This window comes from Sulfurimonas sp. NWX79, assembly GCF_039667035.1.
Classification (GTDB): Bacteria; Campylobacterota; Campylobacteria; order Campylobacterales; family Sulfurimonadaceae; genus Sulfurimonas; species Sulfurimonas indica.
In genome coordinates this window covers 1-14198 of sequence record NZ_JALCZL010000016.1, presented here as the reverse complement: position 1 = coordinate 14198, position 14198 = coordinate 1, and the positions used below count along the sequence as shown (strand labels likewise).

Genomic DNA, 14198 nt, shown 5'->3' with positions numbered 1-14198 from the left:
ATTAGCTGTCCTCATTTAAAATGACAAGCTCCAGACTTCCGCTTACATAGTTTGCAAAAAATGTCAGCAGTTCCAAATCTGCTCTCTCAAAATCAAAACGCTTTTTGTTCAGAAGCTGCATCACTCCCATTACATTGCGTTTGGAGTCAAAGATCGGTACCGTAATCATATTTTTAGTCGTATAACCGCTCTTTTTATCAATATTTGGTAAGAATCTCTCATCCTCGTAAGGATTGTTTACAATTTGCGGTTCTTTTGTTTTGTATGTAACACCAACGATCCCCGAGTCAAGTCCAATTACTATTCTGCCTATCCCATCACTCAGTTTTGTCCATAAAATCTTATCTTCATTATCTACTATAAATATAGAGCATCGGTCTGCATCTACTAAACTTTTTGCTTCATCAGCTATGAGTTCTAAAACTTTCTGTATATCATCCATTGCCATCAGTTTTTTTCCAAATTCGGCAATCTGATTAAATTTTTTCATCAACTTCCTTTCTCATATATATATTTAAAAGTTCTAAAAAACCACTGATATAGTGTGCAAAGAATATCATAAACTTGACATCTTCCGTATCAAAATCATCTTTTTTATTTAAAAGTTCCAACACACCTATGATCTTTCGTTCTGAATCAAAAATAGGTGCAGTAACAATATTTTTCGTTTTATATCCTGTACGTTCATCCACCTCGGCTAAGAACTCTTCATGTTCATAAGCATCATTAGCGATGACAGGTTTTTTAATTTTTATAGTATAGCCAACCAAGCCCTTATTTACCGGCAATGTTATTCTGTCAACACCGTCTGCGATGGTTGTCCACAGCTCATGCTTGATATTGTCATAAATAAAAATGGAACAGCGCTCAGCCTCAATAACATCTTTGACATATTTGGCAATCAAAGGCATTCCCTCTTCTAGGGAACGTTTTGTCAACAACTCTTTGGCAAATTCACTCAACTTGCTATAACGATTCTCTTTCATAGGGTAGCCTTATTAATCAATTATGATTATTATAGTGTAAAATTACAACAAAAAAAAGGAAAACTAATGTCACAAATACAAATCTGGCATAATCCACGCTGCTCAAAATCACGTCAAGCACTTGCACTCTTAGATGAAACAGGTGTTGAAAAAGATGTTGTTAAGTACCTTGAGGAAACACCAACAAAAGAGCAGTTAAAAGAACTTTTAAAGATGTTGGGGTTTAGCTCTGCAAGAGAGTTGATGCGTACAAAAGAGGCTGTTTATAAAGAGCTAGGTCTCAAAGATGAAGTAGATGAAGAGAAGCTCATAGAAGCGATGGTAGAAAATCCAAAACTCATTGAGCGTCCTGTTATCATAAAAGGCGACAAAGCAATCATTGCTCGTCCACCGGAGAAAGCAAAAGAGTTTTTAGAAGCTTAAACTTCTAACTTCTCAATACTCACGCCATTGTCTTTTAAAAACGTAGAGACAACCTCAGAGTGGGTATGTTCGTACTCTTTTAAAAATACTATGCGCTTGATACCCGAAGCAATAAGATTCTTACTACACTCACTGCAAGGCTCAAGCGTTACATAGATTGTCGCACCTTCAATACTGATTCCCTTACGTGCCGCCCAGATGATGGCATTCATCTCTGCATGAATCTCATAGGTCTTACTCCAGTCATGATGCTCATGAGTGTACTCATCATTCCAGTGCTCACAGCAGTTCGTATATCCTGCCGGAGTACCATTGTAACCAGTGGAGAGGATGCGTCCGTCTTTTACAATGACGGCACCGACCTGTTTGGAGACACACTTCGAAGCTGAGGCAATCTCTGCGGCAATGTTAATGAAGTTTGTATCACTTAACATTATGCTTCCGGCATTCTTATGATGTTGATATCTGCATTGTCACGCAGTCTTGCAAAGTAGTCACTTAAAATCGCTTCACGTTTTTCTGCCATAATGGCATTGATAACCTGTGACTTCATGCTCTCTAGTGTGATATCTTTTGCTGACTCGACAGATTTTATATAAAAGCTCATAAATCCGCCCTTTCCGTTTGGAATAACTGGCGTGAAATGTCCAACTGCTGTTTTTGAAAGCAGAGATGCAAGCTCAGGAGAGATTCTGTTGTATGGCAGTACCTGCTCGTTACTTGCAATTTGCGGTGAGTAAAACATCGGATTGTCTACTTTTTCCTGAAGAAGATCTTTTTGTTTTGCATCATAGATAACAACTGCAAAAGAGGCAGGATGCTTAAAGTCATTCTTATGCAGTTCAAAATAATCTTTTATCTCCTCTTCACTTGGCTCACTCATAGAAGACATTGCAATAGCACTATAGAGTTTTTGTGAAAGCAGTTTCTGTTTTATCTTGACTTTGAGTTGCTCTGATGTCAGCCCGTTAGCCTCACGCACAGCATCATAAAAATCACTCACACTCATATTGTTTCTTTGTGCCATTTTTTTGATGTCATCATACACTTCTGAAGAGCTTACAGAGATATTTCTCTTTTTTATCTCAATACTCTCAAGCTTTTTACGAATCAAAATATCTGTTGCTTTTTTTACATCGATATGCTCTGTTTGCATCTCTTTTTTAATATCTAAGAGTGTTATTGCTTTATCTTCTACAACTACAGCCACGCCATCATATACTTTTGCCTGCAGTGAGGCTACTACAAAAAGTGCCAATATTAGTTTTATCATCTTAATCCACTTAGTTTATTTTTTGTATTTTACCAACCTTTAACCAACAATAGCCTAAAATTCCACTAATTATATTATAAAGGCGTATCATGGTTGTTACTCGTTTTGCTCCATCTCCTACAGGATATCTTCATATCGGAGGACTTCGTACAGCACTTTTTTCTTACCTTTGGGCTAGAAAAAACAATGGGAAATTTGTTCTGCGTATCGAAGATACAGATAAAAAAAGAAACTCCGAAGAGGCTACAGAGGCTATTTTAAAAGCATTTGAGTGGCTTGGTCTTGAAGCTGACGGTGAGATAACATACCAAAGCAAACGCGATGCTATCTATGCAAAATACATACAACAACTTCTTGATGAAGGCAAAGCCTATAAGTGCTATATGTCAAAAGAAGAGCTTGACGCCCTGCGTGAGGAGCAGATGGCAAACAAAGAGCGTGCAAAGTATGACGGAAGATACCGTGACTTTGACGGTACGCCTCCAGAAGGAATTGAGCCCGTTATCCGCATCAAAGCACCGCTTAGCGGAGAGATAGTGGTACATGATGGTGTAAAAGGAGATATAGTCTTTCAAGCGGAAGATATCTTAGATGATTTTGTCATTGCCCGTGCTGATGGAAGCCCAACTTACAACTTTGTTGTTGCTGTTGATGATGCTCTGATGGGTATCAATGAGGTTATCCGTGGAGATGACCACCTCTCAAACACTCCAAAACAGATAGTCGTTTATGAGGCACTGGGCTTTGATATTCCAAAGTTTTACCATGTACCGATGATTCACAACCAACAGGGTAAAAAACTCTCAAAACGTGACGGTGCAACAGATGTTATGGCGTACAAAGAGATGGGCTATCTCCCAGAAGCACTTCTGAACTTTTTAGTGCGTCTTGGTTGGAGCCATGGCGATCAGGAGATCTTCTCTATGGAAGAGATGAAAGAGCTTTTTGATCCAAAAGATATCAACAAATCAGCTTCCATCTACAACACAGAAAAACTGGACTGGCTCAATGCTCACTATATCAAAAACACTTCAAATGAAAAGCTTACAGAACTTCTTACAGAATTTGGAGTAGTCCTCAGTTCACATGATAAAAAAGAGATACTTCTTGATGCTCTTAAAGAGCGTGCAAAAACGCTTAAAGAGTTGGCACTCATGGTTGAAGAGATTATCCAGACACCGACAAGCTATGATGAAAAAGCAGTAAAAAAAGCCTTTAAAGGGAATGCTATTGAAATTCTAGAGGTTTTTGCAAATCGCCTTGAAGAGGCAGATGAGCTACACCTTCCAAGTGATTATCACCATGTAATGGAGAAGGTAATCGAAGAGATGGAGATAGGTTTTGGAAAAATCGGTCAACCACTTCGTGTCGCACTGCTTGGTAAAATGGGTGGACCGGGGCTTGATGTCGTTATGGCAGTTCTAGGCCGTGATGAGACACTCTCACGCATTGCAAAAGCAGTTCTTACACATACAGTGGATGACTAGATATCATCCCTGTAAACATCTGTAATATCAAAATCATTCTCAGGTTCAATAACTTCAATCGTCTCTAAGTCCTTAGGGTCTACCTCTTGTTCTGAAAAATCATACTCATCAGCCTGATAGAACTTTTGTTCCTCAGCAAACTTTTTTTCTCTCTCCATCTGCTCTTTAACATGTTTTTCTTTTAAAGCTTCCTCTTTTTTAGGATCAACATTTTTTGCTTCCAATGAAAGTGTTGTTACTACAAGAATTGTCATAAGTAAAAATATTTTATTCATAATCTGTCCTTATTATTTTTCTAATTTTAAATTATATCTAAAAATTTCTTCTTTTACAAAATAGTCTCATTATTTAAATGAGATATAATTCTCTTATGAAAAAGAGAACTATCGATATAAAGTCCCTTTTTAAACTCGCTCTACATAAAAAAAGAGCCTTTGTTTATGGACAGGTTATAACACTTATTGCTATTGTTATCAGCATCCCTGTTCCTTTGATGCTACCAATAATGGTCGATGAAGTACTCCTACACAAACCTGAGTATATCATCCCTGCAATCGATAAACTCTTTGGCAGTGGCAGTGCATTTTACTACATTGCCCTTGTTACCTTTGTGGTTGTTTTTTTACGCTTTATGTACTATCTTTTAGGAGTAGTGACAACAAAAATCTTTACCAGTATTTCCAAATATGTAACTTTTATGATTCGTAAACGTCTTCTTACTCATCTGCAATATACTGCGATGAATGAGTATGAAACACTGGGAAGCGGAGCAATTACTGCCAATCTCATCACCGATGTCGATACCCTTGATACTTTCATCATGAACTCTGCAAGCAAATTTGTCGCTTCTGTTTTAACACTTGTGGTAGTTGGCATCGTGATGATAGCCATTGATCCGATTTTAGGCATACTCATCCTTGTTGTACAACCCCTGATAATGTTTATGAGTAAAAAGATGTCTGCACGTGTCGGGGAGTTAAAATCCCAAGAAAACAGTGCTATCTCAGCATTTCAAGAGAATGTCGGCGAAACTCTGGAGCTTTTTGGACAGATAAAAGCCAGTAACAAAGAGGAGTACTTCTTCTCAAAAGCCTTGCAGCAGGCAAAAAAGATCCAAATAGCTGCCAATGCCTTTAGCTTTAAAAGCGTTGCCTATGAGAGGCTCTCTTACACTCTCTTTCTCTCTCTTTTTGAACTGATTCGCGCAACCGGTTTGCTTCTTGTTGCCTACAGCGATTTAAGTATCGGTATGATGTTTGCGATGTTTGGCTATATCTGGTTTATCATGACACCGGTTCAAGATATTCTCTCTATGCAGTACAGTTATGCTTCAGCAAAAGCGGCACTTGGACGCATCAACAAACTCTTAGAACTAAGTACTGAGAGACGCGGAGAGAAAAAACTGCAGAGACAAGAGCTTGATATCAGACTCGAAGCGGTATCGTTTGCTTATGAAAGCAGTGATAAAGAGATACTCAAAAATATTACATTTTCCATTCCCTACCGTGCGAAGATCGCACTTATCGGGGCAAGTGGGAGTGGAAAAACAACACTTGCACAACTGATATCTGGGTTTTATGAAAAAAAATCAGGCTCACTTTTGTATAACAATATAGCCGTAGAAGAGTTGGATCGTCACTCTGTGCGTGAGAAGATATTTCTTGTCCTGCAGATGCCCATACTTTTTAATGCAACGCTGCGTTTTAACATTACTATGGGAGATGAAAGCATTGATGATGCTGCGCTTCGCAAGGCTCTTGAGATTGCCCAGCTCTCAGAGATGCTTGAGAATATACCCGATGGTCTAGATACTGTTGTCGGGCATCACGGAATCCGCCTCTCAGGAGGACAGCGTCAAAGGCTTAGCATCGCCCGCATGATCATAGCCAACCCAAGTGTTGTTATCTTTGATGAGTCCACCTCAGCACTTGATGTCCATACCGAAGCCAAGCTCTTCACTTCTCTAGAACCGATTTTAAAAGACAAAACTGTTATTACCATCGCACATCGTCTCAGTACTGTCAAAAATGCAGATATGATTTATGTTTTACATGAAGGTAGTATTGTTCAGCGTGGCAGACATGAAGAGCTTGAGAACCAAGAGGGGCACTACCAGGAGTTTATCAAGGAGCAGTTACTCTGATGCAAAAAAGACTTCTACAGTGGTATGAAAAAAATGGTCGTCACGAACTTCCTTGGAGAAACACGACAAATATCTACCATATCTATCTCAGTGAGATAATGCTGCAACAAACGCAGGTCAATCGTGTAAGAGATGAGTACTATCCACAATTTCTGGCAAAATTTCCGACACTCAAGACACTTGCTGATGCACAAGAGAGTGAAGTGCTTGCTGCTTGGAGCGGTCTTGGCTACTACTCACGTGCACGCAATCTTCACAAAACAGCCAAACTCTGCGAAAATGAACTGCCTAAGAGCTATGAAGAGCTTCTGAAACTTCCGGGAATCGGAAGCTATACGGCCAGTGCCATCTGTGCTTTTGGATACCATCAAAATCTTCCGGTCCTTGATACAAACATCAAAAGGGTCATTAAACGCCTCTTCGCACTGATAAATCCAAGTGAAAAAGAGCTTACACGTCAAGCTGTAAAAGTGCTTAACGACAAAGAGCCACGTGCACACAACTTAGCACTAATGGATTTAGGCTCCCTGGTTTGCCTGCCAAAAAATCCAAAATGCCAAGAGTGTCCGCTTACATCAGAGTGCCAGGGAAAAGAAGAACCAGAACTCTATACACAGACAAAAAAGACAAAATATGAGGCGATGGAGCTCTTTTATGGTGTCTGCGTAAAGGATGATAAAATCACATTGGTAAAAACAGAGGGAAGTATGTATAAAGGAATGCTTTCACTCCCCTGTGTTGACCCACTTGAAGATGATTTTCTTGTCAGTTTTAAACATGCCTATACAAAGTATCGTCTGAGTGTACACCTCTACAGACTTGACGAAGCACCAAAAGATGCTATTTGGCTATCTTTAGAAGAGCTAGAGAGTGCACCTATCTCTTCTCTTGTTACAAAAGCACTTACTGCTTTAAATCTTAAAAAACTACCTTAAAACTACTTCCTTTACCAAGTACTGATTTAACTTCGATCTTCATCCCAAAACTGTTACAGATCTGCTTGACAATGCTAAGACCCACACCAAAGCCACCGGCAATCTGTGAGTCTCGTTTGTACATCTCAAAGATCTCCTGCAGTTTTTTATCTTCAATACCTACACCCTCGTCTTGAATGAAAAAATACTCCTGCGTGAGCTTTAGCGAAATTGTGGTCTCTGGCATAGAGTATTTGATGGCATTTGAAAGCAGGTTCGATACTAACAACTCTGCACGGCTCTCAATCATCTCAAGCTCTATATCTTCAAGCTCAGCTTCAATCTTTATGCCTTTTGCATCGGTGAGCTCTTTATAGTAAGCAAGTACATTTTGCACAACTCTTTTAAAGTTTAACATCTCTGCCTCTTCTTGTTTTTGTTTGAAGTTTAAAAAGGTCAGTGATTTATAGATACTCTCTAACTGCTTGGTGCTTATTGAGATATTGGTCAATATCTTTTTGTCATAAACCTCTTTTTTTATTGCCCTGCTTGCAGACATCTTTAGTGCTGTGATGGGAGTATTTAGTTCATGTGAGACATCCTGAATGAAACTCTCTATCTGTACCATTCTGTTGTGAAGCGGTTTTAAAAAAAGTTTGGAGAGTACAAAAGCGATAATAACGACAAGACCAAAACTAAGAACCATTACACTCAGTACCAAAGTCTGCAGATCTTCTAGCTTCTTGAAATATGTATCTGTTTTGACGACCACATACTTCACATCGAGATGCTCCTGCGGCGATGCGGAGACTAAGACCTTCATACCCTCTTTTTCATAGTAACCCGGCTTGTACTCTTGTGCTTTTTCTATTGGTATCAAACTATACTCAAACCCTTTTTCATTTGGCAACTCGAGTGTTGATCCTTTCATCTGTGCGTTGATAATGCTTGTAGAGAGCCTGTCTGCAATATGTTCGAGTTTATAGTAGATCTCACTCTCTAGCGCATTCTTCTGCGCACTGTAGTACCAATACCCAAGCAGCAAAATAAACAGCAGTGATGAGCCAAGATAAAGGGCTACAAAAGAGTAATATGAGCGTCTCTCTAACTCATTCAAACTTATACCCCTCCCCACGAATGTTGACAATATGCTCTTTACCTATGTGTTTACGAAGGTTTTTGACAATGGTACGAATGGCATCATCACTCGGCATCTCATCAAACTCCCAAAAATTCTGCAACAGTTCATCAGAGCTGATAATACGATGACGATTTTTGTAAAAGTAGTGCAGACATTCACTCTCTTTTTGTGTGAGATGCACTGTTTTATCTTCCTGCGTGAGGCTGTGTGTTTTTGTATCTAAAACAAGCCCCTCCCCAAGTTCTACCAAACTCGCCAATCCAAAATGCCGTTTGAGATTTTCAATACGTACACCCAACTCATCCAAATCAAAAGGTTTTTTGATAAAGTCATTTGCCCCTGCGCCAAAAGCAGACTTAAGATACTTTGTATCATGAAAAGCTGTGATAAAGATAGCAGGCGTCTCATCATGAAACTCACGCAGTTCACGCAAAAGAGAGATACCATCTCCATCAGCTACATTAATGTCAAAGATATAAAGATCGAACTTCTGCTCTTCAGTAAGTGTAAGCGCTTTTTTCACACTGTAAGTCTGTACCACTTCATACTCATCTTCTAAGTAATCTACCAATATATGTGCCAGTGCCGTATCATCTTCTAAAAGTAAAATTTTCATAATGCATTGTAACAAAAAATATATTGATTTACTTTACAATTTATTTTATCAAATCAATGATAGAATGTGAGCAATAAACAAAAGGTCACAATCAAATGACAACTACTGAATTTTACAACATCAATGCATCACAGCTCATTAACAGATATGAAAATGTCAATATGTCGTCACTTCATCAATTATTTTTACACTATATTCCAAAAAATTCTAGGGTTCTAGATATAGGTTTTGGATCAGGAAGAGATTTAGCATTTTTAAAGAATAATAATTATGAAATTTGGGGTATAGATTCATCAACAAAGTTTATAGAAAATGCAAAAGTTCGGTTTGCTGATATTTCAGATCATTTTATTCAAATAAGTGTACCCTTTTCAGCAAACACTCTACCCTTTTTAATAAAATTTGATGCCATTATTTCAATAGCTATGTGGATGCATTTAAAAAAAGCAGCATATGAAAATGTTATTAAAAATATAGCAGAAATAACTACAGATAAAGCTACTGTAATCATCAGTTATTCACAAGGTAAAAGAACTAAGGATGAACGATATTTTGAGGATGTTGATTTAGAATATATAATTAAACTCTTTCAACAATATAATTTTAGTTTAATTACCACTATTTCAAATAACGACAGCTTAGACAGAGAGACTTTAACATGGATTACGGTAGTATTTAAACATGATTAACATAGAAGCTTTACGACAAATCAACTACATCATAGAGTATGATTCAACATCAAGTACCTATAAATATGTTCTTTTAAAAAGCGTAATCAACGCTTCTCAAAAATATGATCATCTTATAAACATAGAAAATGGTAGAGCAAATATTCCATTAGGACTAATTATTGAGCAATGGATTATAGACTATATGCCGTTTGTGTTTAAAAATATTGCTCAACAAAATAACAAAAGTGTTTTAGATAGACCAATTACAACTATTTATGACAAGATCTTTGAACTATTAAACTTAGACAAATCAGTTGAATGGGAATATGCTTATATCCAGTTTTCCAAAGCATTGCAAAATCCAAATGTATCTATAGAGTTATCGAAAGAATTTTTCAAATTATCAAAAAAAATAGCCACTAAAATTGTTACTATGCCTATGAGATATACAGGTACCTCAGACTATGAGTTTTTTACACCGAACAAATACAAATTTGGAGAAATTAAATTTTCTCATAATGATATTTTTAATTCAAATTTTTTAATTGTTAGTTTTGATACTTTCTCAATTTCTGAACAACACTATAATATTTTTCGTTACTTAGGACAAACCCTTTATGGTACCTCTACCATTATTTCCAAATGGAAACAAAAAACTGATTCACTTAATGCTAATCAAGAAGTTACCAAAAATATTATTGACAAACTTTCAGGTGATACACTCGAAATAAGAGAAACCAATACTATTAGAAATCTTCTACCTGATAATAAAATTTGTGTATGGTCTGGTAAAGAGCTTAGAGGGGATAATTATGATGTTGATCATGTATTACCTTTTTCTGTCTGGTTTAATAATGACTTATGGAATATGCTACCAACAGACAGACGTTTAAATCAACAACAAAAGAAACATAAGATTCCTACTCGCAAGTTAATTGAAAAACGTGCAAATATTATTATAAATTATTGGCATGATTACCAAAAAGCAATGCCGATACTTTTTAACTCGCAACTTTCAGTTGCTTTACTTGGGCAAGATTCTAAAAAAGAGAATAATCTTGAACTCGCTATTGAATCTTTATGCAAAAAAAGTGATTATTTGATTTATGATAGAGGGCATGAAAAGTTTGAAATTTAATCTACATCAGCAAACTATTACAAACTAACATTACCTTTATCCAAACTTAACTCTTTAAATTCTACCTATTTCCATAACATGAGTTACTGTAATGGCTATTACGATAATTTTCCTATAGATTCTATCTCCTTAATAGCCTTACCAACATCACCTAGACAACATCCTCCACTTGGATTTAAAACCTCACATGCACAACCGGGATCTTGCATTTTTGCTTTGATATCTTCAAGTGCCATTGTTTTTCCTGTAGCTTCGATCTCTGCTACTATCTTCTCTTTGCTCCATCCGAAACAGTAGCACACCGTAGCTGGAGAAGCACCATCTTTAAGCCCCACTATTACTTTCATATCTTGCTGCGTGAGGATTGTATCATCTCGAAAATAGATCACTTTACATGACGGCGTTTTACAATAATAAAAATCGCTCATGCAAGAGAGTTTACTCTTTGCCTCTTCTTTTACAAGTGCATCAAAAGTTTTTTCAAGTACGCCTTTTGCCAGCTTACTACATTCTGGACATGCCACTTTTCCTTTTGGTTGTACACTACAACAGTTATCGCCACTCACTTCTTTAAGTTTAGAACTGCTAACCATAGATTATCCTTTGCTTCACATTTTAAAGTATACCACACAAACCCAACACAAACTTTTCGTATACTTCTCTTATCAAAATAAAAAAAGGACAAAAAATGAAATCTTTAACAAAAATCTTTTTAGCACTTCTTCTTGGAGTAAGTCTCTCTCATGCAGCGGCATTCTCTAAAGATGCAAAGTTTCGAACTACTACAGCACACATCACAGCTGAAAAACCACTTACAACAGGAGCAAACACTCTTGTTGTCGAGCTTAAAAAAGGTGGTAAAGCTATAGATAATGCAAAAGTAACACTCAAAGCCTTTATGCCTGCAATGCCGGGTATGCCTGCAATGAGTTCAAAAGTAGAGGCAAAAAACTTAGGCAATGGTAAATATGAAGCTACTTTGAATCTTGCGATGAGCGGAACATGGCAGCTGCATATTTTCATCACTCCAAAAACGGGGAAAAAGTCTCGCATAAAAACGACACTTAATTTCTAAAAAGGAAAAGACGGTGAAAAATTTACTCCTTGGTGCACTTTTACTTGCAAGCTCACTCAGTGCAATGACTCTGAGTGAGCTCATAGAGAGTTCCCTATCACGCGCTCCGTCACTTGAAATTATCAATGCACGCCTTGTTGCCAATAAGCAAAATATTGATATAGCAGATCAGTTTGAAAATCCTGAGCTGCTACTGACAAAAAACACCATTGACAGCTCTCAGGCGATGAGTCAGACCGTGCTTACACTCAAACAAAAGATTCCCACCTACTCTAAAAGAGAAAAAAGAGAAGATATTGCACTCTCTGAGGAGAAACTGCTTCAAGAAAAACTCCATGCTGCAAAAGTCAAACTTGTAGGGCGCATCAAAAATGAGGCCTATACTATCTGGGAGTTGCGTGAGGAAATACAAATCATTGATGAGTACATAATACTAACGAGACAGAACATTCGTCTCTATGAATCCTATACCAGTGTAGATAATAATCAACATATGGGTATTATGAAAGCAGAACTCTCGCTCTCAGACCTAAAAGTCCAAAGAAGTGCCTTGGAGGCAAAAAAAGCAGCAGCCTATGCAAGACTCTCTTATCTTGCTGCTCTGAAAGTGACCGACTTGACGATTGATCTAAGCATAAAGAAAAAACCAAACTTACAGCAGCTACAAAATTCACTTAAAGAGAGTAACCCTGATCTTTTAATCACACAAAAAGAGATACAAAAGCAATCATATGCAGTAGCACTTGCAGAAATTAATAACTATCCCGATATTAACCTTATTGCCGGTTATGCTTATAGAGAAAAGTTTGACAACTATTTTAATTTTGGAGTGGGTCTCTCACTCCCAATATATGGCACAGAAGATGCAAAAGAGGAAAAAGAGCGTGCGATTTTACTTGAGAAAAAAAGCAAACAAAGTGATATAGAGCTAGCAGTGCTTGCACAACTTGAACTTTACTACGAGCAGATGCTCTCATCTTATAAAATACACCATATCATTCAAGATGAAGCTCTCCCGCAGGTTGCTCATATGTTTGAACTCTCAAGCTCATCCATCTCAGTTGGAAGTGACCTTTTTAAATACATTGATGTGCTTTTTCAAAAGCTCGATCTTGAGAAAAAAAGCATAAAAGCAGTAGCCAATTACAAACGTGCTGAGGCACAGATATCACAACTACGAGGTGAAATAAAATGAAAAAATCAACACTATTTTTAGCACTCCTGCTACCCTTGGCAATATTTGCAAAAGAGAAACCTACAGTACAACAGCTTTTCTCCGTCCAAACTGTCAAAGTAAAAAAGGTGAATACTTCTCACTCTAAAAAAAACTATGGCTATGTTGTTGCAGATGAAGCACGCATCTACGATGTAAGCCCTCGTTTTGGCGGTTTTGTGGAGAAACTCTATGCAGATAAAATATATAAATATGTAAAAAAGGGAGAGCCTTTAGTGACACTTTATTCTCCTGAGGTCTATAAGGCAAAAGAGGATTACCTCAACTCATACAACTATGCAAAAATTCGCAATAACAAAGGAATGCTCAAAAGTGCTAAACGAAAACTAGAGCTCTTAGGCGTTGATGCAAGGGAGATAGCGGCTGTTTTAAAAGAGAAAAATGTCTCACCAAATACAACTATCTATGCACCGACATCCGGTTACATCTTTACAAAAAACATTGTTAATGGTGCAGCTTTTAATGCAAAAAACAGACTCTTTGAGATAGTAAATCTTGATGAGATATGGGTTGAGACAAAAATCTTTGAAGATGATGTGAACTGGATAAAAAATGCAAATACTTTTGAGGTAAGTTTTAAAACTACCCCTAAAATTTATAAGACCAGTAACAAGCTTCTCTATCCAAATTTAGATCCAAAAGAGGCAACTTTGACGATGCGCCTGCGTCTCAAAAATCCAGACCACAGACTCTTTCCAGGAATGTATGCTGATGTACTCTCAAGAGATAAAGCAAGAACATACCTTACTCTGCCACAAAGTGCAGTGATTCGTAAAGACGGAAGATATTATGCCTTTATGATAGGAGAGTTTGAAGGAGAGTATGAACCGGTAGAAGTATCAGTAAAACCGCTTAACAACCAGACCTACATCATTTTAGATGGTCTGAGTGCCGGTGATGAAGTGGTTAACAATGCTCTGTTTATGATGGACAGTGATGCACAAATAAATGGGTTATATTGAGATAAAATATTTATGACTTAATTAAAAAAACGGGTGCTTAATTTTTTAGTTTTACTTATAATTCACCAAATAATAATCAACTAAATTAAGCTTCAAACTTTTGCTCAACCCACGATGTAAAGTAATCATATTTTT

The 14198-nt window shown here is 37.3% G+C and carries 17 protein-coding genes; 9 read left to right on the top strand and 8 right to left on the bottom strand.

The window, feature by feature from the left end; all coding sequences use genetic code 11:
- Position 1: 1 nt before the first annotated feature.
- Complete coding sequence (locus tag MNY27_RS07615; RefSeq protein WP_152184046.1) at positions 2 to 490, bottom strand: GAF domain-containing protein; 489 nt, start codon at positions 488 to 490, stop codon at positions 2 to 4.
- Entirely contained in the window at positions 477 to 986 is a 510-nt protein-coding gene (locus MNY27_RS07610) for a GAF domain-containing protein (RefSeq protein WP_152184047.1), read from the bottom strand. Before MNY27_RS07610 ends, MNY27_RS07615 begins: the two co-directional genes overlap by 14 nt.
- Before the next feature lie 66 nt (positions 987 to 1052).
- Here MNY27_RS07610 and arsC point away from each other — a divergent pair, with 66 nt between their 5' ends.
- The gene (gene arsC / locus MNY27_RS07605; RefSeq protein WP_152184048.1) at positions 1053 to 1409 is read left to right on the top strand and encodes an arsenate reductase (glutaredoxin); all 357 of its coding nucleotides are present in this window, start codon (positions 1053 to 1055) and stop codon (positions 1407 to 1409) included.
- On the opposite strand, the gene MNY27_RS07600 is transcribed toward arsC, so the two are convergent.
- Complete coding sequence (locus tag MNY27_RS07600) at positions 1406 to 1843, bottom strand: deaminase (RefSeq protein ID WP_152184049.1); 438 nt, start codon at positions 1841 to 1843, stop codon at positions 1406 to 1408. The two genes, arsC and MNY27_RS07600, sit on opposite strands and share 4 nt — an antisense overlap.
- Complete coding sequence (locus MNY27_RS07595) at positions 1843 to 2682, bottom strand: peptidylprolyl isomerase (RefSeq protein ID WP_152184050.1); 840 nt, start codon at positions 2680 to 2682, stop codon at positions 1843 to 1845. The genes MNY27_RS07600 and MNY27_RS07595 overlap by 1 nt, the downstream gene beginning before the upstream one ends.
- A gap of 89 nt (positions 2683 to 2771) precedes the next feature.
- On the opposite strand from MNY27_RS07595, the gene gltX reads away from it, so the two are divergent.
- A complete protein-coding gene (gene gltX, locus MNY27_RS07590) occupies positions 2772 to 4169 on the top strand; it encodes a glutamate--tRNA ligase (RefSeq protein ID WP_152184051.1) in 1398 nt (465 codons plus the stop codon).
- Here gltX and MNY27_RS07585 read toward each other — a convergent pair.
- On the bottom strand, positions 4166 to 4444 hold the full coding sequence (locus MNY27_RS07585; RefSeq protein WP_152184052.1) for a hypothetical protein: 279 nt from the start codon (positions 4442 to 4444) through the stop codon (positions 4166 to 4168). The genes gltX and MNY27_RS07585 overlap by 4 nt on opposite strands.
- A 95-nt stretch (positions 4445 to 4539) precedes the next feature.
- Here MNY27_RS07585 and MNY27_RS07580 point away from each other — a divergent pair, with 95 nt between their 5' ends.
- On the top strand, positions 4540 to 6312 hold the full coding sequence (locus MNY27_RS07580; protein ID WP_152184053.1) for an ABC transporter ATP-binding protein: 1773 nt from the start codon (positions 4540 to 4542) through the stop codon (positions 6310 to 6312).
- Entirely contained in the window at positions 6312 to 7247 is a 936-nt protein-coding gene (locus MNY27_RS07575; RefSeq protein ID WP_346392065.1) for an A/G-specific adenine glycosylase, read from the top strand. The genes MNY27_RS07580 and MNY27_RS07575 overlap by 1 nt, the downstream gene beginning before the upstream one ends.
- On the opposite strand, the gene MNY27_RS07570 is transcribed toward MNY27_RS07575, so the two are convergent.
- Both MNY27_RS07570 and MNY27_RS07565 read right to left on the bottom strand, forming a co-directional pair.
- Positions 7231 to 8343 (bottom strand): HAMP domain-containing sensor histidine kinase, encoded by a 1113-nt coding sequence (locus MNY27_RS07570; RefSeq protein ID WP_152184055.1) that lies wholly within the window; start codon positions 8341 to 8343, stop codon positions 7231 to 7233. The two genes, MNY27_RS07575 and MNY27_RS07570, sit on opposite strands and share 17 nt — an antisense overlap.
- Positions 8336 to 8983: a response regulator transcription factor gene (locus tag MNY27_RS07565; protein WP_346392064.1), complete on the bottom strand. Its 648-nt coding sequence runs from the start codon at positions 8981 to 8983 to the stop codon at positions 8336 to 8338. The genes MNY27_RS07570 and MNY27_RS07565 overlap by 8 nt, the downstream gene beginning before the upstream one ends.
- A 95-nt stretch (positions 8984 to 9078) precedes the next feature.
- On the opposite strand from MNY27_RS07565, the gene MNY27_RS07560 reads away from it, so the two are divergent.
- Together MNY27_RS07560 and MNY27_RS07555 are read left to right on the top strand one after the other, a co-directional pair.
- The gene (locus MNY27_RS07560) at positions 9079 to 9672 is read left to right on the top strand and encodes a class I SAM-dependent methyltransferase (protein WP_346392063.1); all 594 of its coding nucleotides are present in this window, start codon (positions 9079 to 9081) and stop codon (positions 9670 to 9672) included.
- Positions 9665 to 10792, top strand: coding sequence for an HNH endonuclease domain-containing protein (locus MNY27_RS07555; RefSeq protein ID WP_346392062.1), 1128 nt, complete (start codon positions 9665 to 9667; stop codon positions 10790 to 10792). The genes MNY27_RS07560 and MNY27_RS07555 overlap by 8 nt, the downstream gene beginning before the upstream one ends.
- Before the next feature lie 98 nt (positions 10793 to 10890).
- Here the strand turns inward: MNY27_RS07555 and MNY27_RS07550 are convergent, their stop codons facing one another.
- The gene (locus MNY27_RS07550; RefSeq protein ID WP_152184061.1) at positions 10891 to 11385 is read right to left on the bottom strand and encodes a hypothetical protein; all 495 of its coding nucleotides are present in this window, start codon (positions 11383 to 11385) and stop codon (positions 10891 to 10893) included.
- A gap of 95 nt (positions 11386 to 11480) precedes the next feature.
- Between MNY27_RS07550 and MNY27_RS07545 the strand changes: the two genes are divergently transcribed.
- The 3 genes from MNY27_RS07545 to MNY27_RS07535 are packed head-to-tail and all read left to right on the top strand — an operon-like array spanning position 11481 to position 14063.
- Complete coding sequence (locus MNY27_RS07545; RefSeq protein ID WP_152184062.1) at positions 11481 to 11867, top strand: FixH family protein; 387 nt, start codon at positions 11481 to 11483, stop codon at positions 11865 to 11867.
- Between the two features lie 13 nt (positions 11868 to 11880).
- On the top strand, positions 11881 to 13062 hold the full coding sequence (locus tag MNY27_RS07540) for a TolC family protein (RefSeq protein WP_152184063.1): 1182 nt from the start codon (positions 11881 to 11883) through the stop codon (positions 13060 to 13062).
- Positions 13059 to 14063, top strand: coding sequence for an efflux RND transporter periplasmic adaptor subunit (locus MNY27_RS07535; protein WP_152184064.1), 1005 nt, complete (start codon positions 13059 to 13061; stop codon positions 14061 to 14063). The genes MNY27_RS07540 and MNY27_RS07535 overlap by 4 nt, the downstream gene beginning before the upstream one ends.
- Positions 14064 to 14198 lie beyond the last annotated feature (135 nt).

Coding starts and splice junctions, on each gene's coding strand:
- MNY27_RS07615 (WP_152184046.1), bottom strand. CDS start 490: ATGAAAAAATTTAATCAGATTGCCGAATTTGGAAAAAAACTGATGGCA.
- MNY27_RS07610 (WP_152184047.1), bottom strand. CDS start 986: ATGAAAGAGAATCGTTATAGCAAGTTGAGTGAATTTGCCAAAGAGTTG.
- arsC (WP_152184048.1), top strand. CDS start 1,053: ATGTCACAAATACAAATCTGGCATAATCCACGCTGCTCAAAATCACGT.
- MNY27_RS07600 (WP_152184049.1), bottom strand. CDS start 1,843: ATGTTAAGTGATACAAACTTCATTAACATTGCCGCAGAGATTGCCTCA.
- MNY27_RS07595 (WP_152184050.1), bottom strand. CDS start 2,682: ATGATAAAACTAATATTGGCACTTTTTGTAGTAGCCTCACTGCAGGCA.
- gltX (WP_152184051.1), top strand. CDS start 2,772: ATGGTTGTTACTCGTTTTGCTCCATCTCCTACAGGATATCTTCATATC.
- MNY27_RS07585 (WP_152184052.1), bottom strand. CDS start 4,444: ATGAATAAAATATTTTTACTTATGACAATTCTTGTAGTAACAACACTT.
- MNY27_RS07580 (WP_152184053.1), top strand. CDS start 4,540: ATGAAAAAGAGAACTATCGATATAAAGTCCCTTTTTAAACTCGCTCTA.
- MNY27_RS07575 (WP_346392065.1), top strand. CDS start 6,312: ATGCAAAAAAGACTTCTACAGTGGTATGAAAAAAATGGTCGTCACGAA.
- MNY27_RS07565 (WP_346392064.1), bottom strand. CDS start 8,983: ATGAAAATTTTACTTTTAGAAGATGATACGGCACTGGCACATATATTG.
- MNY27_RS07560 (WP_346392063.1), top strand. CDS start 9,079: ATGACAACTACTGAATTTTACAACATCAATGCATCACAGCTCATTAAC.
- MNY27_RS07555 (WP_346392062.1), top strand. CDS start 9,665: ATGATTAACATAGAAGCTTTACGACAAATCAACTACATCATAGAGTAT.
- MNY27_RS07550 (WP_152184061.1), bottom strand. CDS start 11,385: ATGGTTAGCAGTTCTAAACTTAAAGAAGTGAGTGGCGATAACTGTTGT.
- MNY27_RS07545 (WP_152184062.1), top strand. CDS start 11,481: ATGAAATCTTTAACAAAAATCTTTTTAGCACTTCTTCTTGGAGTAAGT.
- MNY27_RS07535 (WP_152184064.1), top strand. CDS start 13,059: ATGAAAAAATCAACACTATTTTTAGCACTCCTGCTACCCTTGGCAATA.